At 70.7% G+C, this 13,890-nt stretch carries 12 protein-coding genes; 5 read left to right on the top strand and 7 right to left on the bottom strand.

Annotation, left to right across the window (positions count from 1 at the left end):
- Positions 1-73: 73 nt before the first annotated feature.
- From HDC36_RS09605 to rluD, 5 genes are all read right to left on the bottom strand, one after another.
- Positions 74-1,072, bottom strand: a complete 999-nt coding sequence (locus tag HDC36_RS09605) for a hypothetical protein (RefSeq protein WP_255432664.1) — start codon at positions 1,070-1,072, stop codon at positions 74-76.
- A 114-nt stretch (positions 1,073-1,186) separates the two neighbouring features.
- On the bottom strand, positions 1,187-1,630 hold the full coding sequence (locus HDC36_RS09610) for a thiol-disulfide oxidoreductase DCC family protein (RefSeq protein WP_255432665.1): 444 nt from the start codon (positions 1,628-1,630) through the stop codon (positions 1,187-1,189).
- Complete coding sequence (locus HDC36_RS09615) at positions 1,617-2,159, bottom strand: DUF4166 domain-containing protein (protein ID WP_343204330.1); 543 nt, start codon at positions 2,157-2,159, stop codon at positions 1,617-1,619. Before HDC36_RS09615 ends, HDC36_RS09610 begins: the two co-directional genes overlap by 14 nt.
- Positions 2,144-2,917, bottom strand: coding sequence for a peptidoglycan editing factor PgeF (gene pgeF / locus HDC36_RS09620; protein WP_179566633.1), 774 nt, complete (start codon positions 2,915-2,917; stop codon positions 2,144-2,146). The genes HDC36_RS09615 and pgeF overlap by 16 nt, the downstream gene beginning before the upstream one ends.
- A 238-nt stretch (positions 2,918-3,155) precedes the next feature.
- Positions 3,156-4,163: a 23S rRNA pseudouridine(1911/1915/1917) synthase RluD gene (gene rluD, locus HDC36_RS09625; RefSeq protein WP_179566634.1), complete on the bottom strand. Its 1,008-nt coding sequence runs from the start codon at positions 4,161-4,163 to the stop codon at positions 3,156-3,158.
- 115 nt (positions 4,164-4,278) lie between these two features.
- Here rluD and HDC36_RS09630 point away from each other — a divergent pair, with 115 nt between their 5' ends.
- The 3 genes from HDC36_RS09630 (at position 4,279) to HDC36_RS09640 (ending at position 7,640) form a co-directional block, all read left to right on the top strand.
- On the top strand, positions 4,279-5,157 hold the full coding sequence (locus HDC36_RS09630) for an outer membrane protein assembly factor BamD (RefSeq protein WP_179566635.1): 879 nt from the start codon (positions 4,279-4,281) through the stop codon (positions 5,155-5,157).
- 249 nt (positions 5,158-5,406) lie between these two features.
- The gene (locus HDC36_RS09635) at positions 5,407-6,144 is read left to right on the top strand and encodes an ATP-binding cassette domain-containing protein (RefSeq protein WP_179566636.1); all 738 of its coding nucleotides are present in this window, start codon (positions 5,407-5,409) and stop codon (positions 6,142-6,144) included.
- Between the two features lie 35 nt (positions 6,145-6,179).
- On the top strand, positions 6,180-7,640 hold the full coding sequence (locus HDC36_RS09640) for a glycine betaine ABC transporter substrate-binding protein (protein WP_255432717.1): 1,461 nt from the start codon (positions 6,180-6,182) through the stop codon (positions 7,638-7,640).
- Positions 7,641-8,144: 504 nt separating this feature from the next.
- Here HDC36_RS09640 and HDC36_RS09645 read toward each other — a convergent pair.
- Positions 8,145-9,341, bottom strand: coding sequence for an aminotransferase class V-fold PLP-dependent enzyme (locus HDC36_RS09645; protein WP_179566637.1), 1,197 nt, complete (start codon positions 9,339-9,341; stop codon positions 8,145-8,147).
- A gap of 154 nt (positions 9,342-9,495) precedes the next feature.
- On the opposite strand from HDC36_RS09645, the gene egtB reads away from it, so the two are divergent.
- On the top strand, positions 9,496-10,785 hold the full coding sequence (gene egtB, locus HDC36_RS09650) for an ergothioneine biosynthesis protein EgtB (protein ID WP_179566638.1): 1,290 nt from the start codon (positions 9,496-9,498) through the stop codon (positions 10,783-10,785).
- Entirely contained in the window at positions 10,782-11,765 is a 984-nt protein-coding gene (gene egtD / locus HDC36_RS09655; RefSeq protein WP_179566639.1) for an L-histidine N(alpha)-methyltransferase, read from the top strand. The genes egtB and egtD overlap by 4 nt, the downstream gene beginning before the upstream one ends.
- A 209-nt stretch (positions 11,766-11,974) precedes the next feature.
- Here the strand turns inward: egtD and HDC36_RS09660 are convergent, their stop codons facing one another.
- Positions 11,975-13,612, bottom strand: coding sequence for an NAD+ synthase (locus HDC36_RS09660; protein WP_179566640.1), 1,638 nt, complete (start codon positions 13,610-13,612; stop codon positions 11,975-11,977).
- Positions 13,613-13,890: the final 278 nt, after the last annotated feature.

Genomic DNA, 13,890 nt, shown 5'->3' on the forward strand with positions numbered 1-13,890 from the left:
TGGAGCGCACGCGCCGCTACGGAGCGGCGAGCGGGCCTGGGCGCGAGGCCAGGCGCGATCGTCGCAGTGCAGCTCAGACGAAGCTCATGTACAGGTTGCGCAGAAAATCGAGCTGCTCGTCGCGGCTCTCGAACATGTCCTGCGCGAAGTACTGCAGGTCACTATGGACCACGAACGGCAGGCGCCGCCCTTTCGGCGCAAGGTCGATCGCGAAGGACTGTTGCGACTGCCCCAGCAACATCAGCTGGCCGAGCACGCCGGGATAGTGGTCCGCATAGAACTGTTGCGCCGCGTCGCGTGTCGCGAACGGATGGCCGGTATGCGCGTTGGCGCCTGCATCGCGCGCATCGACCACCTTGAGCGGCGCATAGCGGTTGGCGGTCTTCTGCGCATCGCCGCCCCAGATCGTGCCCGCCAGCGGGCCGGTGTCGACGAACACGACGGCGTTGTTGAGGGCGGGAGGATTCTGCGCGGTGTTCTGGTTGATGATCTGTGCCGTGCTCAAGGTGGCCTGCTGCAACAGCGCGAGATTGTTGGCGATGTCGCCCGCCGAAGTGCCCAGCTCCCGATACAGGATGCCCGCATTGTTTTGCACGTTCTGACCGAAGTTCATTTGCGCGTTCCAGCGACCGGCATACAGGCCGACGATGCGCGTGGCCTTCTCGAAGATGCCGAGCCCGGACTTGTGCAACGGCCGCAAGCGGATGAAGGGTCCATTGCCGAGCATGTAATAGGTGCTGGGCAGCTGCACCGCAGAGAACGCATAGGCGACAGTATCGATATCGATACTGGAGAACAGCCAATTGGCCGGCTTGATCAGCGGCAAGGGCGTGGCGGTGGGCATGGCGATGTTCCTCTGCGGAGATGGTGGGCCAGACGGCGGGACGGCGGCGCCGGCTACGACACGCGGCCGACGCAGCTGCGCGAGCGACAGCAGGAGGAAAAGAACGTCCATGGGTGCCCAACTCCTGCGCATTGCGTGCGCCAGCTCCCACAAGAACGCGGCGAGCCTAGCCTTGTGAACCGGCAACGGCGCGCGGGCACGCCGAGACAGAACGGTTGGCACGCGCATGCAAGCACCGTCGTGCGCAAGCCGGCTGCCGAAGCGGGTTTCGCCGCACGTTGTCGCGGCTGAAGGCCCCCTACAGGCAGAGCAGATGCGTGGCGCCGCGATGCAGCGCTTCGTTCACTCCAAAAAGCGCGAACGCTGCTCCGGATCGGGCAGGAAACACTGCGTGGAAGTGCCGAACCAGCGGTAACGGTTGCGCGCCAGCACCCGATACGCGGCATCGCGCCAGCGCCGCGGCAACAGGCGTAGCACCGCGGCGATGCGCCATGCGCCGCCGAGGCCGGCGATCACGCCGATCGCCGCGTCCGAATCGGTCCACGCGCGTTGCGGCGTCAGCAGCAGGAACGACAGCGGGTCGTCCGGATCCAGGCCATTGCGGATGAGCAAGGCGCGGCCGCTGGCCGATTGGATCGACGCGAACCGGTAGCGGCCGCGGCGATCGAAGCGCAGCAGAAAGCGCACCCAGCGGCTGCACAGCAGGCATACCCCGTCGAACACCACGATCGCGCTGTCGGCGCCCGCCGCGGACACTGCGTCGCGCGCGGGTTCAGGCCGGTTCAAGCCAGCCCTCGTAACGGATGAACGGGCCGATCCACGGCAGCGCCACCTCGACCAGAAACGCATAGCGGCCGTCGCGCTCGGATTCGCGGCAATGCACGCCGGCCAGCCAGCGTCGCGGCAGCGGCAACACGCCGAACGCCCAGGCGCGGGCGGCGCTCCAGACGATCGCGGCGGCGTCCACGCGCAGCGCGAATTCGAATTCGACCGCGCCCAGGCGCTCGCGCAGCCGCCCGTCCTGCAGCCACAGCCGCGACGGCATCGCGTGCGTGCCGAAACGGCGCTGCCAGCGCTCGCCCTGCGCGTCGGCGCTGAAGGTCACCTCGATCGGCAGCGTGGCGCCGGCCGGCGGCAGGCGCGCCAGCCATGCGCACAGCGGCAGCAACGGATGCCGGCCGCGGCGCACCTCGGCCTGGCCGCGGTACCGCTGCCGCTGCGGCACCGAATGCAGCGTGCGCAGCGCCGGCGGTAGCCGCGCGAAGGCCGGCCCCAGCAACTGCGCGAACAGCGGCGTGCTCAGTCCGCGATCCACGCCAGCGTCGCCATGCGCCCGCTGCGGCGGTCGCGGCGATAGGAAAAGAAGCGCTGCGCGTCGGAGATGGTGCACAGGCCGCCGCCGTGCACCTGCGCCGGGTCGATGCCGGCGGCGGCCAGGCGCTGCCGCGCCAGGGCATACAAGTCCACCCGCCAGTGTCCGGGGCGGGTGGCGACGAACGCGCGGGCCGCGGCCGGATCGTGACCGAGGAAGGCATCGCGCACGTTCTCGCCGATCTCGTACACCTGCGGGCCAGCGGCCGGGCCCAGCCAGGCCTGCAGCTGCGCCGGCGGCGTGCGCAGGGCGGCGACGGTGGCCTCCAGCACCCCGCCGGCCAGGCCCTGCCAGCCGGCATGGGCGGCCCCGACTTCGCTGCCGTCGCGGGCGGCGAAGGTCACCGGCAGGCAATCGGCGGTGAGGATCGCCAGCACCACCCCGGGCACCGCGGTGACCGCGGCATCGGCGGTCGGCTCGGCGTCGATGCCGGTCGCCGCAGGCGGCCGCTCGAAGCGCAGCACCTGCACCCCGTGCACCTGCCGCAGCCAGTGCGGCGGCGACGGCAACCCCAGGCGCGCGGCGAGTTCGTCGCGGTTGTGCTGCACCGTGGCCGGATCGTCGCCGTCGGCCGCGCTGCGGTTGCCCAGGTTGAACCGGTCGAACGGCGGCGACGACGTCCCGGCGCCGGTGCGCAGCGTGGTCAGCGCGCGCACCCGCGGCGACGCCGGCCAGTCGGCGGCAAGGGCGAAGTCGGTCATGCGCGTGCGGCCCTGGACAGGCCAGCGCCGGCGAACGGCGCGACCGGGCACAGCGTCGCGCTCCCGGCGACGACAGCCCGCGCGGCGACAGCCGCGCGGGCGTATCGGAAACCAGCACACTGGCCGCGCGTTCGCGCCGCCTGCACCGGCACGCCGAGCCGTGTCGCCCATTCCCGAGCGGGTCCGCCCGGGAATGGATGCAAGGCGCCAGGCCTGCCCTCGCCCGCCGGCGCCATGCTCAGCGCCGCGCCTGCTCGGCGGCCAGCCGCGAATCGACGCGCAGCGCGGCCAGCAGGCGCAGCAGGTCGGCCGGCACCGCGGCGGTGGCGCGCACCGGCTCGCCATGGGTGGGGTGCTTGAACTCCAGCGTCTCGGCATGCAGCGCCTGGCGCTTGAAACCGCGCAATTCGGCGATCAGCTCCTCGGTGGCGCCCTTGGGCAGCTTCAGCGGGCCGCCGTACAGCGGATCGCCGATGATCGGGTGCTTCAGGTGCGCCATGTGCACGCGGATCTGGTGGGTGCGCCCGGTCTCCAGGCGGCATTCCAGCGCGGTATGCGCGCGGAAGCGCTCGCGCAGCCGGTAATGGGTGACCGCGTCGCGACCGTCCTCGCGCACCGCCATGCGCAGGCGGTCGCGCGGGTGGCGGTCGATCGGCGCATTGGCGGTGCCGCCGGAGACCAGCGGCCCGGCCACCACCGCCAGGTACTGGCGGTGCACGTCGCGCGCCGACAGCTGCGCCACCAGCGAGGTGTGCGCCGGCAGGGTCCGCGCCACCACCATGGCGCCGCTGGTGTCCTTGTCCAGGCGGTGCACGATGCCCGCGCGCGGCAGCGAGGCCAGCGACGGATCGAAGTACAGCAGGGCGTTGACCAGGGTGCCGCAGGGGTTGCCGGCGCCCGGATGCACAACCAGCCCGGCCGGCTTGTTCAGCACGATGACCTGGTCGTCCTCGTACAGCACCTCCAGCGGGATGTCCTCCGGCAGCGCATGGGTCTGGGTCTCCAGCACCGCATGCAGGCTGGCGATCTCGCCGCCGCGCAGGGCGTCGCGCGGCCGCGCCGGGGCGCCGTCCAGCAGCGCGTCGCCGGACTTGATCCATTCGGCCAGGCGCGAACGCGAGAATTCGGGAAACAGCTCGGCCAGGACCGCGTCGAAGCGGCGGCCGGCGGCGTGATCGGGCACGCGCGCCTGGCGCGGGCCGTCGGAGACGGCGTCCTCAGGGGTGTCCGGGAGGGTATTGGGCATGAAAAGGGCACGGCTACGTCGGAAAGGGAGGGTCGCGGCGGCCATAGTCAGTCGCCGGACAGGCCACTAGGCTATCATCGCCCCTTCGTATTCCTGACGTGTCCTGCCCGAACCCATGATCCGACGCTCCGTCCCGCTCTCCGCGCACGTCCGTTTCATCGCCCTGATGCTGGTCATGGTCGTCGTGGCAACGGGTTGCCACCGCCAGAAGAACAAGAATCCCGAAGAAGGGATGCCGGTGGAACAGCTGTACCAGAAGGCGCACACGCAGATGCAGAGCGGCAACTGGGCCGGCGCCGAGGGTAGCTTCAAGCGCCTGGTCGCGCAGTACCCCTACGGCCAGTACACCGAGCAGGCGATGATCGAGTCCGCCTACGCCCAGTACAAGGCCGGCAAGCACGACGACGCGGTGTCCAGCATCGACCGCTTCATCCGTACCTACCCGACCCACCGCAACATCTCCTACATGTACTACCTGCGCGGGTTGTCCAACTCCAACCGCGACACGGTGTTCCTGCGCCGGGTGTGGTCGCTGGACCCGAGCCGCCGCGACCTGTCCACGCCGCAGCAGGCCTACGCCGACTTCAACATCGTCGCCGAGCGCTATCCGAACAGCCGCTACGCCGCCGACGCGCGCCAGCGCATGATCGCGCTGCGCAACGTGTTCGCCCAGCACGAGCTGGACAACGCGCTGTACTACCTGCGCCGCAACGCCTGGGTGTCGGCCGCCGGCCGCGCCACCTACCTGCTGGAAACCTACCCGCAGAGCGCCTACCAGTACGACGCGGTGGCGGTGCTGGCCGACGCCTACACCCACCTGGGCAACAAGCCGCTGGCCGACGATGCGCGCCGGGTGCTGGAACTCAACGATCCCCAGCATCCGTGGCTGACCGGCCACTGGCCGAAGTATCCGTGGATGATCCGCAAGCTGAATCCGTTCGCCGGCGAGAAGTCCGCTTCCACCGGGCAGTCCAACTCGCAGATGGCCCGCTGAGCCACGCTGCCGGATGCAACGCAAAGGGGCCGCAAGGCCCCTTTCTGCGTTTGGCGACCGAGGCATTGCCGACGCAGCCGTGCGCGATGGTCGCCGCCCGGCTGCGCCGCCTGCATCCACGCAGGACCGCGGCTGTCCGGGCAGCCGCCAGCGGCAGCGCCCTGGACATGTGGCCCTGGCCGATGGCGCAGGCCGGCACCAGTGTCGCGATCTGTGGTACAGCGCCGCGGCCCGGCTATGCTTGGGCGCATGTTCGAACTGCATCGGGTCACCCGCCGCTACGGCGACGCTCTCGCGCTGGACCAGGTCGATCTGCGCGTCGCCCCCGGCGGCACCACCGCGCTGATCGGCCCCAGCGGCGCCGGCAAGTCCAGCGTGCTGCGCATGCTGCTCGGGCTGGAATGGCCCGACAGCGGCGAGGTGCGCTTCCAGGGCGAGCCGCTGCGCCGGGACACCCTGTTGGCGCAGCGCCGCCGCATCGGCTACGTGATCCAGGAAGGCGGGCTGTTCCCGCACCTGAGCGCGCGCGACAACGCCGCCTTGCTGGCCCAGACCCTGGGCTGGGCGCGGCCGCGGATCGACGCGCGGCTGCACGAGCTGGCCGCGCTGTGCCGCCTGCCCGAGGCCTTGCTGGCGCGCTATCCGGCCGAACTGTCCGGCGGCCAGCGCCAGCGCGTGGGCCTGATCCGCGCGCTGCTGCTGGACCCGCCGGTGCTGCTGCTGGACGAACCGCTGGGCGCGCTCGACCCGATCGTGCGCCACGAACTGCAGACGCAGATGCGCGAGCTGTTCGCGCTGCTCGGCAAGACCGTGGTGCTGGTGACCCATGACGTCGCCGAGGCCGCCTACCTGGGCGACACCCTGGTGCTGATGCGCAATGGCCGCATCGTGCAGGAAGGCAGCGTGCGCGACCTGCTGGATACGCCCGCGGAGCCGTTCGTCGGCCAGTTCCTGCACGCGCAGCGCACGCTGGAGGATGCGCGGTGAGGGCGTCGGTGCGGCGCTGCGCGCTGCCGCTGCTCCTGCTCGCGGCGGCGCTCGTCCTGCTCGCCGGCAGCGCTGCGGCAGCGCCGGAGAAAGTGGTGGTCGGCTCGAAGAACTTCACCGAGGCGGTGGTGCTCGGCGAGATCGCCGCCGGCGCCGGACGCCAGGCCGGGGTGGAGGTCGAACACCGGCGCCAGCTCGGCGGCACCCGCATCCTGTGGCGCGCGCTGGAGCAGGGCTCGATCGACGCCTATGCCGAGTACACCGGTACCCTGGCCACGGAACTGCTGCAGTTGCCCGATGCCGACGATGCCGCGTTGCGCCGGGCCCTGGCCCAGCGCGGCCTGGCGATGAGCGCGCCGCTGGGCTTCGACAACACCTACGCGTTCGGCATGCGCCGGCAGCGCGCGCAAGCGTTGGGCATCGCCCGTATCTCCGACCTGGCCGCGCATCCGTCGCTGAAACTCGGGCTCAGCAACGAGTTCGTGTCGCGCACCGACGGCTGGCCCGGGGTGCGCGCGGCCTACCGGCTGCCGCAGACCCCGACCGGGCTGGACCACGACCTGGCCTACCGCGCGCTGGACAGCGGCGCGATCGACATCACCGACCTGTACAGCACCGACGCCGAGATCCCGGCGCACGACCTGCTGGTGCTGCAGGACGACCGCCGCTACTTTCCGCGCTACGCCGCGGTGTTCCTGTATCGCAGCGACCTGGCGCAGCGCGCGCCGCGGTTCGTGCAGGCGCTGCAGGGCCTGGGCGGACGCATCGACGCGGCGACGATGCAGCGGCTCAATGCCGAGGCGAAGCTGGACAAGCGCGCCGAAAGCGCGATCGCCGCGCACTGGCTGGGCATCGCCGCCCCCGCACAGGACACCAGGCTGACGCGCCTGCTGCAACGCACGCGCGAACACCTGGCGCTGGTCGGCCTGTCGCTGGGCCTGGCCCTGCTGGCGGCGCTACCGTTGGGCATCGTGGCGGCTTATCGGCCGCGGCTCGGCCAGGTCGTGCTGTCGCTGACCGGGGTGCTGCAGACGCTGCCGTCGCTGGCGGTGTTCGTGTTCATGATTCCGCTGTTCGGCATCGGCGCCAAGCCGGCGATCGCCGCGCTGTTCCTGTACAGCCTGCTGCCGATCGTGCGCAACACCCATGCCGGCCTGACCGGCATCGCCCGCGAATTGCGCGAGACAGCCGCGGCGATCGGCCTGCCGCCGGGCACGCGGCTGTGGCGGATCGAACTGCCGCTGGCCTTGCGCACCATCCTGGCCGGAATCAAGACCGCGGCGGTGATCAACGTCGGCACCGCTACGCTGGGTGCGCTGATCGGCGCCGGCGGCTACGGCCAGCCGATCCTCACCGGCATCCGGCTCGACGATATCGGCCTGATCCTGGAAGGCGCGGTGCCGGCGGCGGTGCTGGCGCTGCTGGTGCAGGGAGTGTTCGAAGGCCTGGAGCGCTGGCTGACCCCGCGCGGCCTGCGCCTGGCGGCGCGGCGCTGAGGCCTGCGCGTCCAGGCGCCGCTCATCGGCGCGACAGGGCGCGCGATCGTGCGCTCGGCCGATCGATCGCAGCGTGGCACCGGCCAGCGATCGGCTTCGGTACCCGTCGGGACTGACGTCCCTCCCACAGTGCAGCCGCAGGTACCTGTAGCCGCGGCTTCAGCCGCGACGAACGAAGCGGCGAGCCTCAGGGCTCCGGCCACACTCGGGACCGAAGTCCCCCTGACAGTGCACTCAGCAGGCTCGCCCGCAAACCCCATGTAGGAGCGGCTTCAGCCGCGACAGACGAAGCGGAAACCTTTCCAGCCTCGGTAAAAGTCAGGGCTGACACTCCTCTACTTGAACCCCGGCAAACTCACTGCAAGCCCCCTGTGGGAGCGACTTCAGTCGCGACGAACGAAACAGAAGGCGTCCTTGGTCCACTCGCTATCGGGGCTGAAACCCCTCCTACAGTGCACCCGGCAAGGTGGCAGCAAGTTCTCCCAGAAACGATCAAACCACCGCTCACCCGCGCGCCGCGGCGACCATCTCGCGCGCCAGCCCACGCATCGCCTCCGGCGTCAGCTGCAGATACGGCGCGATGCGCAACGCACCATGGCGATGCGTGCAGATCACCTGCGCGCGCTGCAGCCACGGCAGCAAAGCCTGCATCGCCGCTGCAGGCGGACGCAGTGCGCCAAGGTGCGGCGCATGCCCGGGCACGGTCCAATCGCCGGCCCCCTGCGCCTGCAGCTCATCCTCGAACGCCGCGCCGAGTGCGCCCAGCCGCGCCGCGATCCGCGCCGGCTGCCAATGCTGCACCTGCTGCAACGCCGCGGTGGCCATCGCCAGCCGCAGCGGTTCGGTCACGCCGCCGGCATCGAAGCGGCGCGCGCCGGCGCGGAACGGCGGCGGCGCCTCGACCGGGAAATTCCAGTCGGCGCCAGGATCGCGGGCCTGCCAATGGTGTTCGATCGGCACGCCGCGCGCGCGCCAGTGCGGCGCCGCCCACAACCAGGCCAATCCCATCGGCCCGAGCAGCCACTTGTGCCCGACCGCGACCACGAAGTCCGGCCGCCATGCCGCCAGCCGCGCCGGCAGCACGCCCAGGCTCTGGCTCAGGTCCAGCACCAGCGCCGCGCCCGCCGCATGCACGCGCGCGGCGATGCGGTCCAGGTCCAGCAGCGCGCCATCGCGCCAGTAGGCATTGGGCAGGGTCGCGATCCGCACCCGCGGCTCCGCGTCCAGGGCCGCCAGCACCGCTTCGGTCCAGTCCTGTTGCGGCCCGCGCCGTACCACCGCCAGGTGCGCTCCGGTCTCGGCGCAGCGCTGCTGCCACAGCAACAGATTGGACGGGAACTGGCCATCGAGCAGCAGCACCGCCTCGCCGGCCGCCAGCGGCAATTGCCGCGCGGCGGTAGCCAGGCCGTAGGCGGCCGAGGGCAGCATCGCCACGCCGTCGACGTCGCCTTCGAACAGCGTGGCGGCGGCCAGGCCGCGCAAGGTCTCGATCTGCGCGCGCCACGCGTCGAAGGACAGCGTCCACGGTGCGATCGAATCGGCCAGCGCTGCCTGCCCGGCGGCAAGCACGCCGGCCAGCCGTGGGCCCTTGCTGGCGGTATCCAGATAGCGCACTCCCTCGGGGAGGACGAAGGCGTGCGCCGCCTCGGCGAGGTCGAGCAAGCGGGCCGGCACGGCGGCGCCGGCCGCGGATGCGGACATGAATGCGTGGGAAGGGTCTGGCGTAGACATGTGCGGTCGGGCCTGTTGGCGCGATCGGGAGAGGGAAGGCCCCATCGCATGAACAGGCTCTAGCGTAACGCGACGTTCCACCACGCATGACGGCATATTCACGGTCTTCCCCTAAGCTTGCCCGATGCAAGCGACCTCCCCGGCGGCATCCCCCTCGCCCGCAACGTCCAGCGTCCCGCTGGCGGCGCGTTTCCGCAGCGTGCGCCAGCGCACCCACCTGCTCGCCGCGCCGCTGAGCGAGGAAGACGCGATGGTGCAGAGCATGGACGACGCCAGTCCGGCGAAATGGCATCTCGCGCACACCACCTGGTTCTTCGAACGCTTCGTGCTGGCCGCCGACGCGGGCTACCGCGCGATCGATCCGCAGTGGGATTACCTGTTCAACAGCTACTACCAGAGCGTCGGCCCGATGCATGCGCGGCCGCGGCGCGGCGTGCTGTCGCGCCCGTCCATGGCGCAGGTACGCGACTACCGCGCCGAGGTCGAGGCGCGGGTGCTGGCGCGGCTGCAGGCCGGCGACCTGTCGGCGCAGACGCTGCAGGTGCTGGAACTGGGCCTGCACCACGAGCAGCAGCACCAGGAACTGCTGCTGACCGACATCAAGCACGCGTTCTGGAGCAATCCGCTGGCCCCGGCCTATCGCGACGATCTGGCCGTGGCGCAGGCGCCGTCCCGAACCCTGCGCTGGATCCAGCGCGACGAACAGCTGTGCGAGATCGGCGCGCCCGGCTGGCCGGCGCACGCCGCCTTCGCCTACGACAACGAGTCGCCGCGGCACCGCGTGCTGGTGCCGGCGCATGCGCTGGCCAGCCGTCCGGTGAGCAACGCCGAGTACGCGCAATTCATCGCCGACGGCGGCTACCGCAACGTCGCCCTGTGGCTCAGCGATGGCTGGGCACGGCGCAATGCCGAGGATTGGCAGCGGCCGCTGTACTGGCATGCCGACGGCGTGCGCGAGTTCACCCTGGGCGGCTGGCGCGAGCGCGATCCGCATGCGCCGGTTTGCCACATCAGCCTGTTCGAAGCCGACGCCTACGCGCGCTGGGCCGGCGCCCGGCTGCCGACCGAAGCCGAATGGGAACAGGCCGCCACCGGCGTGGCCATCGAAGGCAATTTCGTCGATGCCGATGCGCTGCACCCGCAGTCCGCCGCGCAGGGCGAGGCCGGCCTGCAGCAGTTGTTCGGCGATGTCTGGGAATGGACCGGCAGCGCCTACCTGGCCTACCCCGGCTTCCGCCCGTGGTCGGGCGCGCTGGGCGAATACAACGGCAAATTCATGAACGCGCAGTGGGTGTTGCGCGGCGGCAGCTGCGCCACGCCGCACGACCACATCCGCGCCAGCTACCGCAACTTCTTTCCCTCCGATGCGCGCTGGCAATTTGCCGGCGTACGCCTGGCCAAGGATCCCGCATGAACGCTGCGACCGCCCGCGCCCTGACCGAAGCCGCGCTCACCGACCTGCATCCGCAGCCCGACGACATCGCCGCCGACGCGATCGCCGGGCTGTCGCGCAGCCCCAAGCAACTGCCGTCCAAATATTTCTACGACGCCGAAGGCTCGCGCCTGTTCGAAGCGATCACCCGCCAGCCCGAGTACTACCTGACGCGTACCGAACTGGCCCTGCTGGAAGCGCGGATGCCGTCGATCGCGCAGGCGGTGGGCCTCGGTGCGCACGTGGTGGAGCTGGGCAGCGGCAGCGGGCGCAAGACCGAATTGCTGCTGGAAGGCCTGCGCGAGCCGGTGGCCTACACCCCGATCGAGATCTCGCGCGACATGCTGATGTCCAGCACCGCACGCCTGGCCGAACGCTTCCCGCGCATCCAGATGCTGCCGGTCTGCGCCGACTTCACCGCGCCGGTGGACCTGCCGGCGCCGCAGCGCAGCGCGCGCCGCACCCTGGTGTTCTTCCCCGGCTCCACGCTGGGCAACTTCACCCGCGAAGACGGCATCCAACTGCTGCGCTCGATGCGCGAGACCATGCGCCACGACGGCTGCGCGCTGATCGGCATCGACCTGGACAAGGATCCTGCGGTGCTGGAAGCGGCCTACAACGACGCCGCCGGGGTCACCGCCGAGTTCACCTTGAACCTGCTGCGCCGCCTCAACCGCGAGATCGGCAGCGACTTCGACTTGGCGCAGTTCCGCCACCGCGCGGTGTATGCGCGCGAGCGCCAGCGCATCGAAACCTTCCTGGTCAGTCAGCGCGCGCAACAGGTGCACGTGGCCGGACACCGCTTCGACTTCGCCGCCGGCGAAGCGATGCAGGTCGAATACAGCCACAAGTACAGCGACCAGAGCTTCGGCGAAATGGCCGCGGCCGCCGGCCTGCGCGTCAGCCACGGCTGGAACGCGCAGGACGATGCGTTCGGGTTGCGGTTGCTGCAGGCGGTTTGAAGAGCCGGGATTGAGGAATCGGAGTCGGGCTTGGCAAGCGCATTCGCGCGAACCGGTAGCGCGCCGCCCGGCACGCACTACCGAGGCAGACACGTTGACTGGCCGCCTCCCTGCCGCCCCTTGTAGGAGCGGCTTCAGCCGCGACCGACCCCCACCGCAGCCGATCCGCCCCCACCACGAGACACCGCGTGGCCGCGGCGCCGCCCTGGCTAGCCCTGATACCCATTGGTGATCGGATAACGCCGCTCGCGGCCGAACGCGCGGCGCGACACCTTCGGCCCCGGCGCGGCCTGGTGCCGCTTCCATTCGGTGATCCGCACCAGCCGCACCACGTGATCGACCACCTCGGCGGCGTAACCGGCGGCGACGATCTCGTCGCGCGATTCCTCCTGGTCGACATAGCGATACAAAATGCCGTCGAGCACGTCGTAAGGCGGCAGCGAATCCTGGTCGGTCTGGTTGGCGCGCAGTTCCGCCGACGGCGGCCGCGCGATCACCGCCGGCGGGATCACCGGCGCGCCGCCGACCGTGTTGCGCCATTTCGCCAGGCCGAACACCTCGGTCTTGTACAGGTCCTTCAGCGGCGCATAGCCGCCGCACATGTCGCCATAGATGGTGGCGTAGCCGACCGCGTACTCGCTCTTGTTGCCGGTGGTCAGCAATAGACCGCCGAACTTGTTGGCCAGCGCCATCAGGATCACGCCGCGGCTGCGCGACTGCAGGTTCTCTTCGGTGACGTCGGGCTGGGTGCCTGCGAACAACGGACCGAGCGCCTGCAGCAGGCCCTCGAACGCCGGTTCGATCGCCACCGTCTCCAGCTTCACCCCCAGCGCGCGGCACTGCTCGTCGGCCAGGTCGTTGGACATGTCGGCCGTGTAGCGCGACGGCAGCCGCACCGCGGTGACGTTGTCCGCGCCCAGCGCGTCCACCGCCATCGCCAGCACCAGCGCCGAATCGATGCCGCCGGACAGGCCCAGCCACACCTTGGAAAACCGGTTCTTGCCGCAGTAGTCGCGCAGCCCGCGCACCACCGCGCGCCAGGCCAGCGCGTCCATGCTTTCGTCGCCGTCGTCGATCCAGCGCAACGGGGTGAACGCGCGCGCCTGCGTCGCGTAGTCCACCACCAGCCATTGGTCGGTGAACGCCGCCGCGGCCGGATGCACGCTGCCGTCGCCGTCGGCGACCACCGAGGCGCCGTCGAACACCAACGCATCCTGGCCGCCGACGACGTTGAGATAGGCCAGCGCCACGCCGGTCTCGCGGGTGCGCTCGGCCAGCAACGCATCGCGCTGCGCATGCTTGCCGCGCTCGTACGGCGAGGCGTTGGGCACCAGCACCAGTTCGGCGCCGTGGCGCGCGGTATCGGCCAGCGGCTCGGGGAACCACAGGTCCTCGCAGATCACCAGGCCGACCTGGGTCCCCTTGACCTCGAACACGCAGCTGCCGCCGTCCGGATCGACATCGAAATAGCGGCGCTCGTCGAACACCGCGTAGTTGGGCAGTTCGCGCTTGCGGTAGGTGGTTTCGATCTGCCCGCCGCGCAGCACGCTGGCCGCGTTGTAGACCACGCTGCCGGCGCTCTGCGGCCAGCCGACCACCGCGACGATGCCGTGCACGCGCACCGCGATGCGCTGCACCGCCAGTTCGCAATCGGCGAGGAAGCCGGGCCGCAGCAGCAGGTCCTCCGGCGGATAGCCGCTGACCGCCAGCTCCGGGAACAGCACGATGTCGGCGCCGTACTCGTCGCGCGCCTCGTCGATCATCGCGATGATGCGATCGGTGTTCTGGGCCACGGCGCCGACCGGAAAATCGAACTGGGCCATGGCGATGCGAAGGGAAGAAGACATGGACAACCTTGCAGAAGCGGGAGGGGAAAAGCGCGGCGGCCGCGCCGATGCCAGCCGCCGACGGCGCAGCGCCAGCAGCGGCGGAGCCGACATGCGCACGCCGGCAATGCGCAGTGTAGCGCCGCACCGCGGCAGGCGATCCGGCTCGCCTACCCCACGCTGCGCCCGTCACCGGATGGATGCACTGTGGGAGAGGGACTTCAGTCCCGACTGGCGCCGAAGCCGGTCGCTGACAGACCCCGCGTCGCGACTGAAGTCGCTCCCACAAGGAGTGGCAC

This window comes from Xanthomonas sp. JAI131 (genome assembly GCF_013410075.1).
Taxonomy (GTDB): Bacteria; Pseudomonadota; Gammaproteobacteria; order Xanthomonadales; family Xanthomonadaceae; genus Xanthomonas_A; species Xanthomonas_A bonasiae.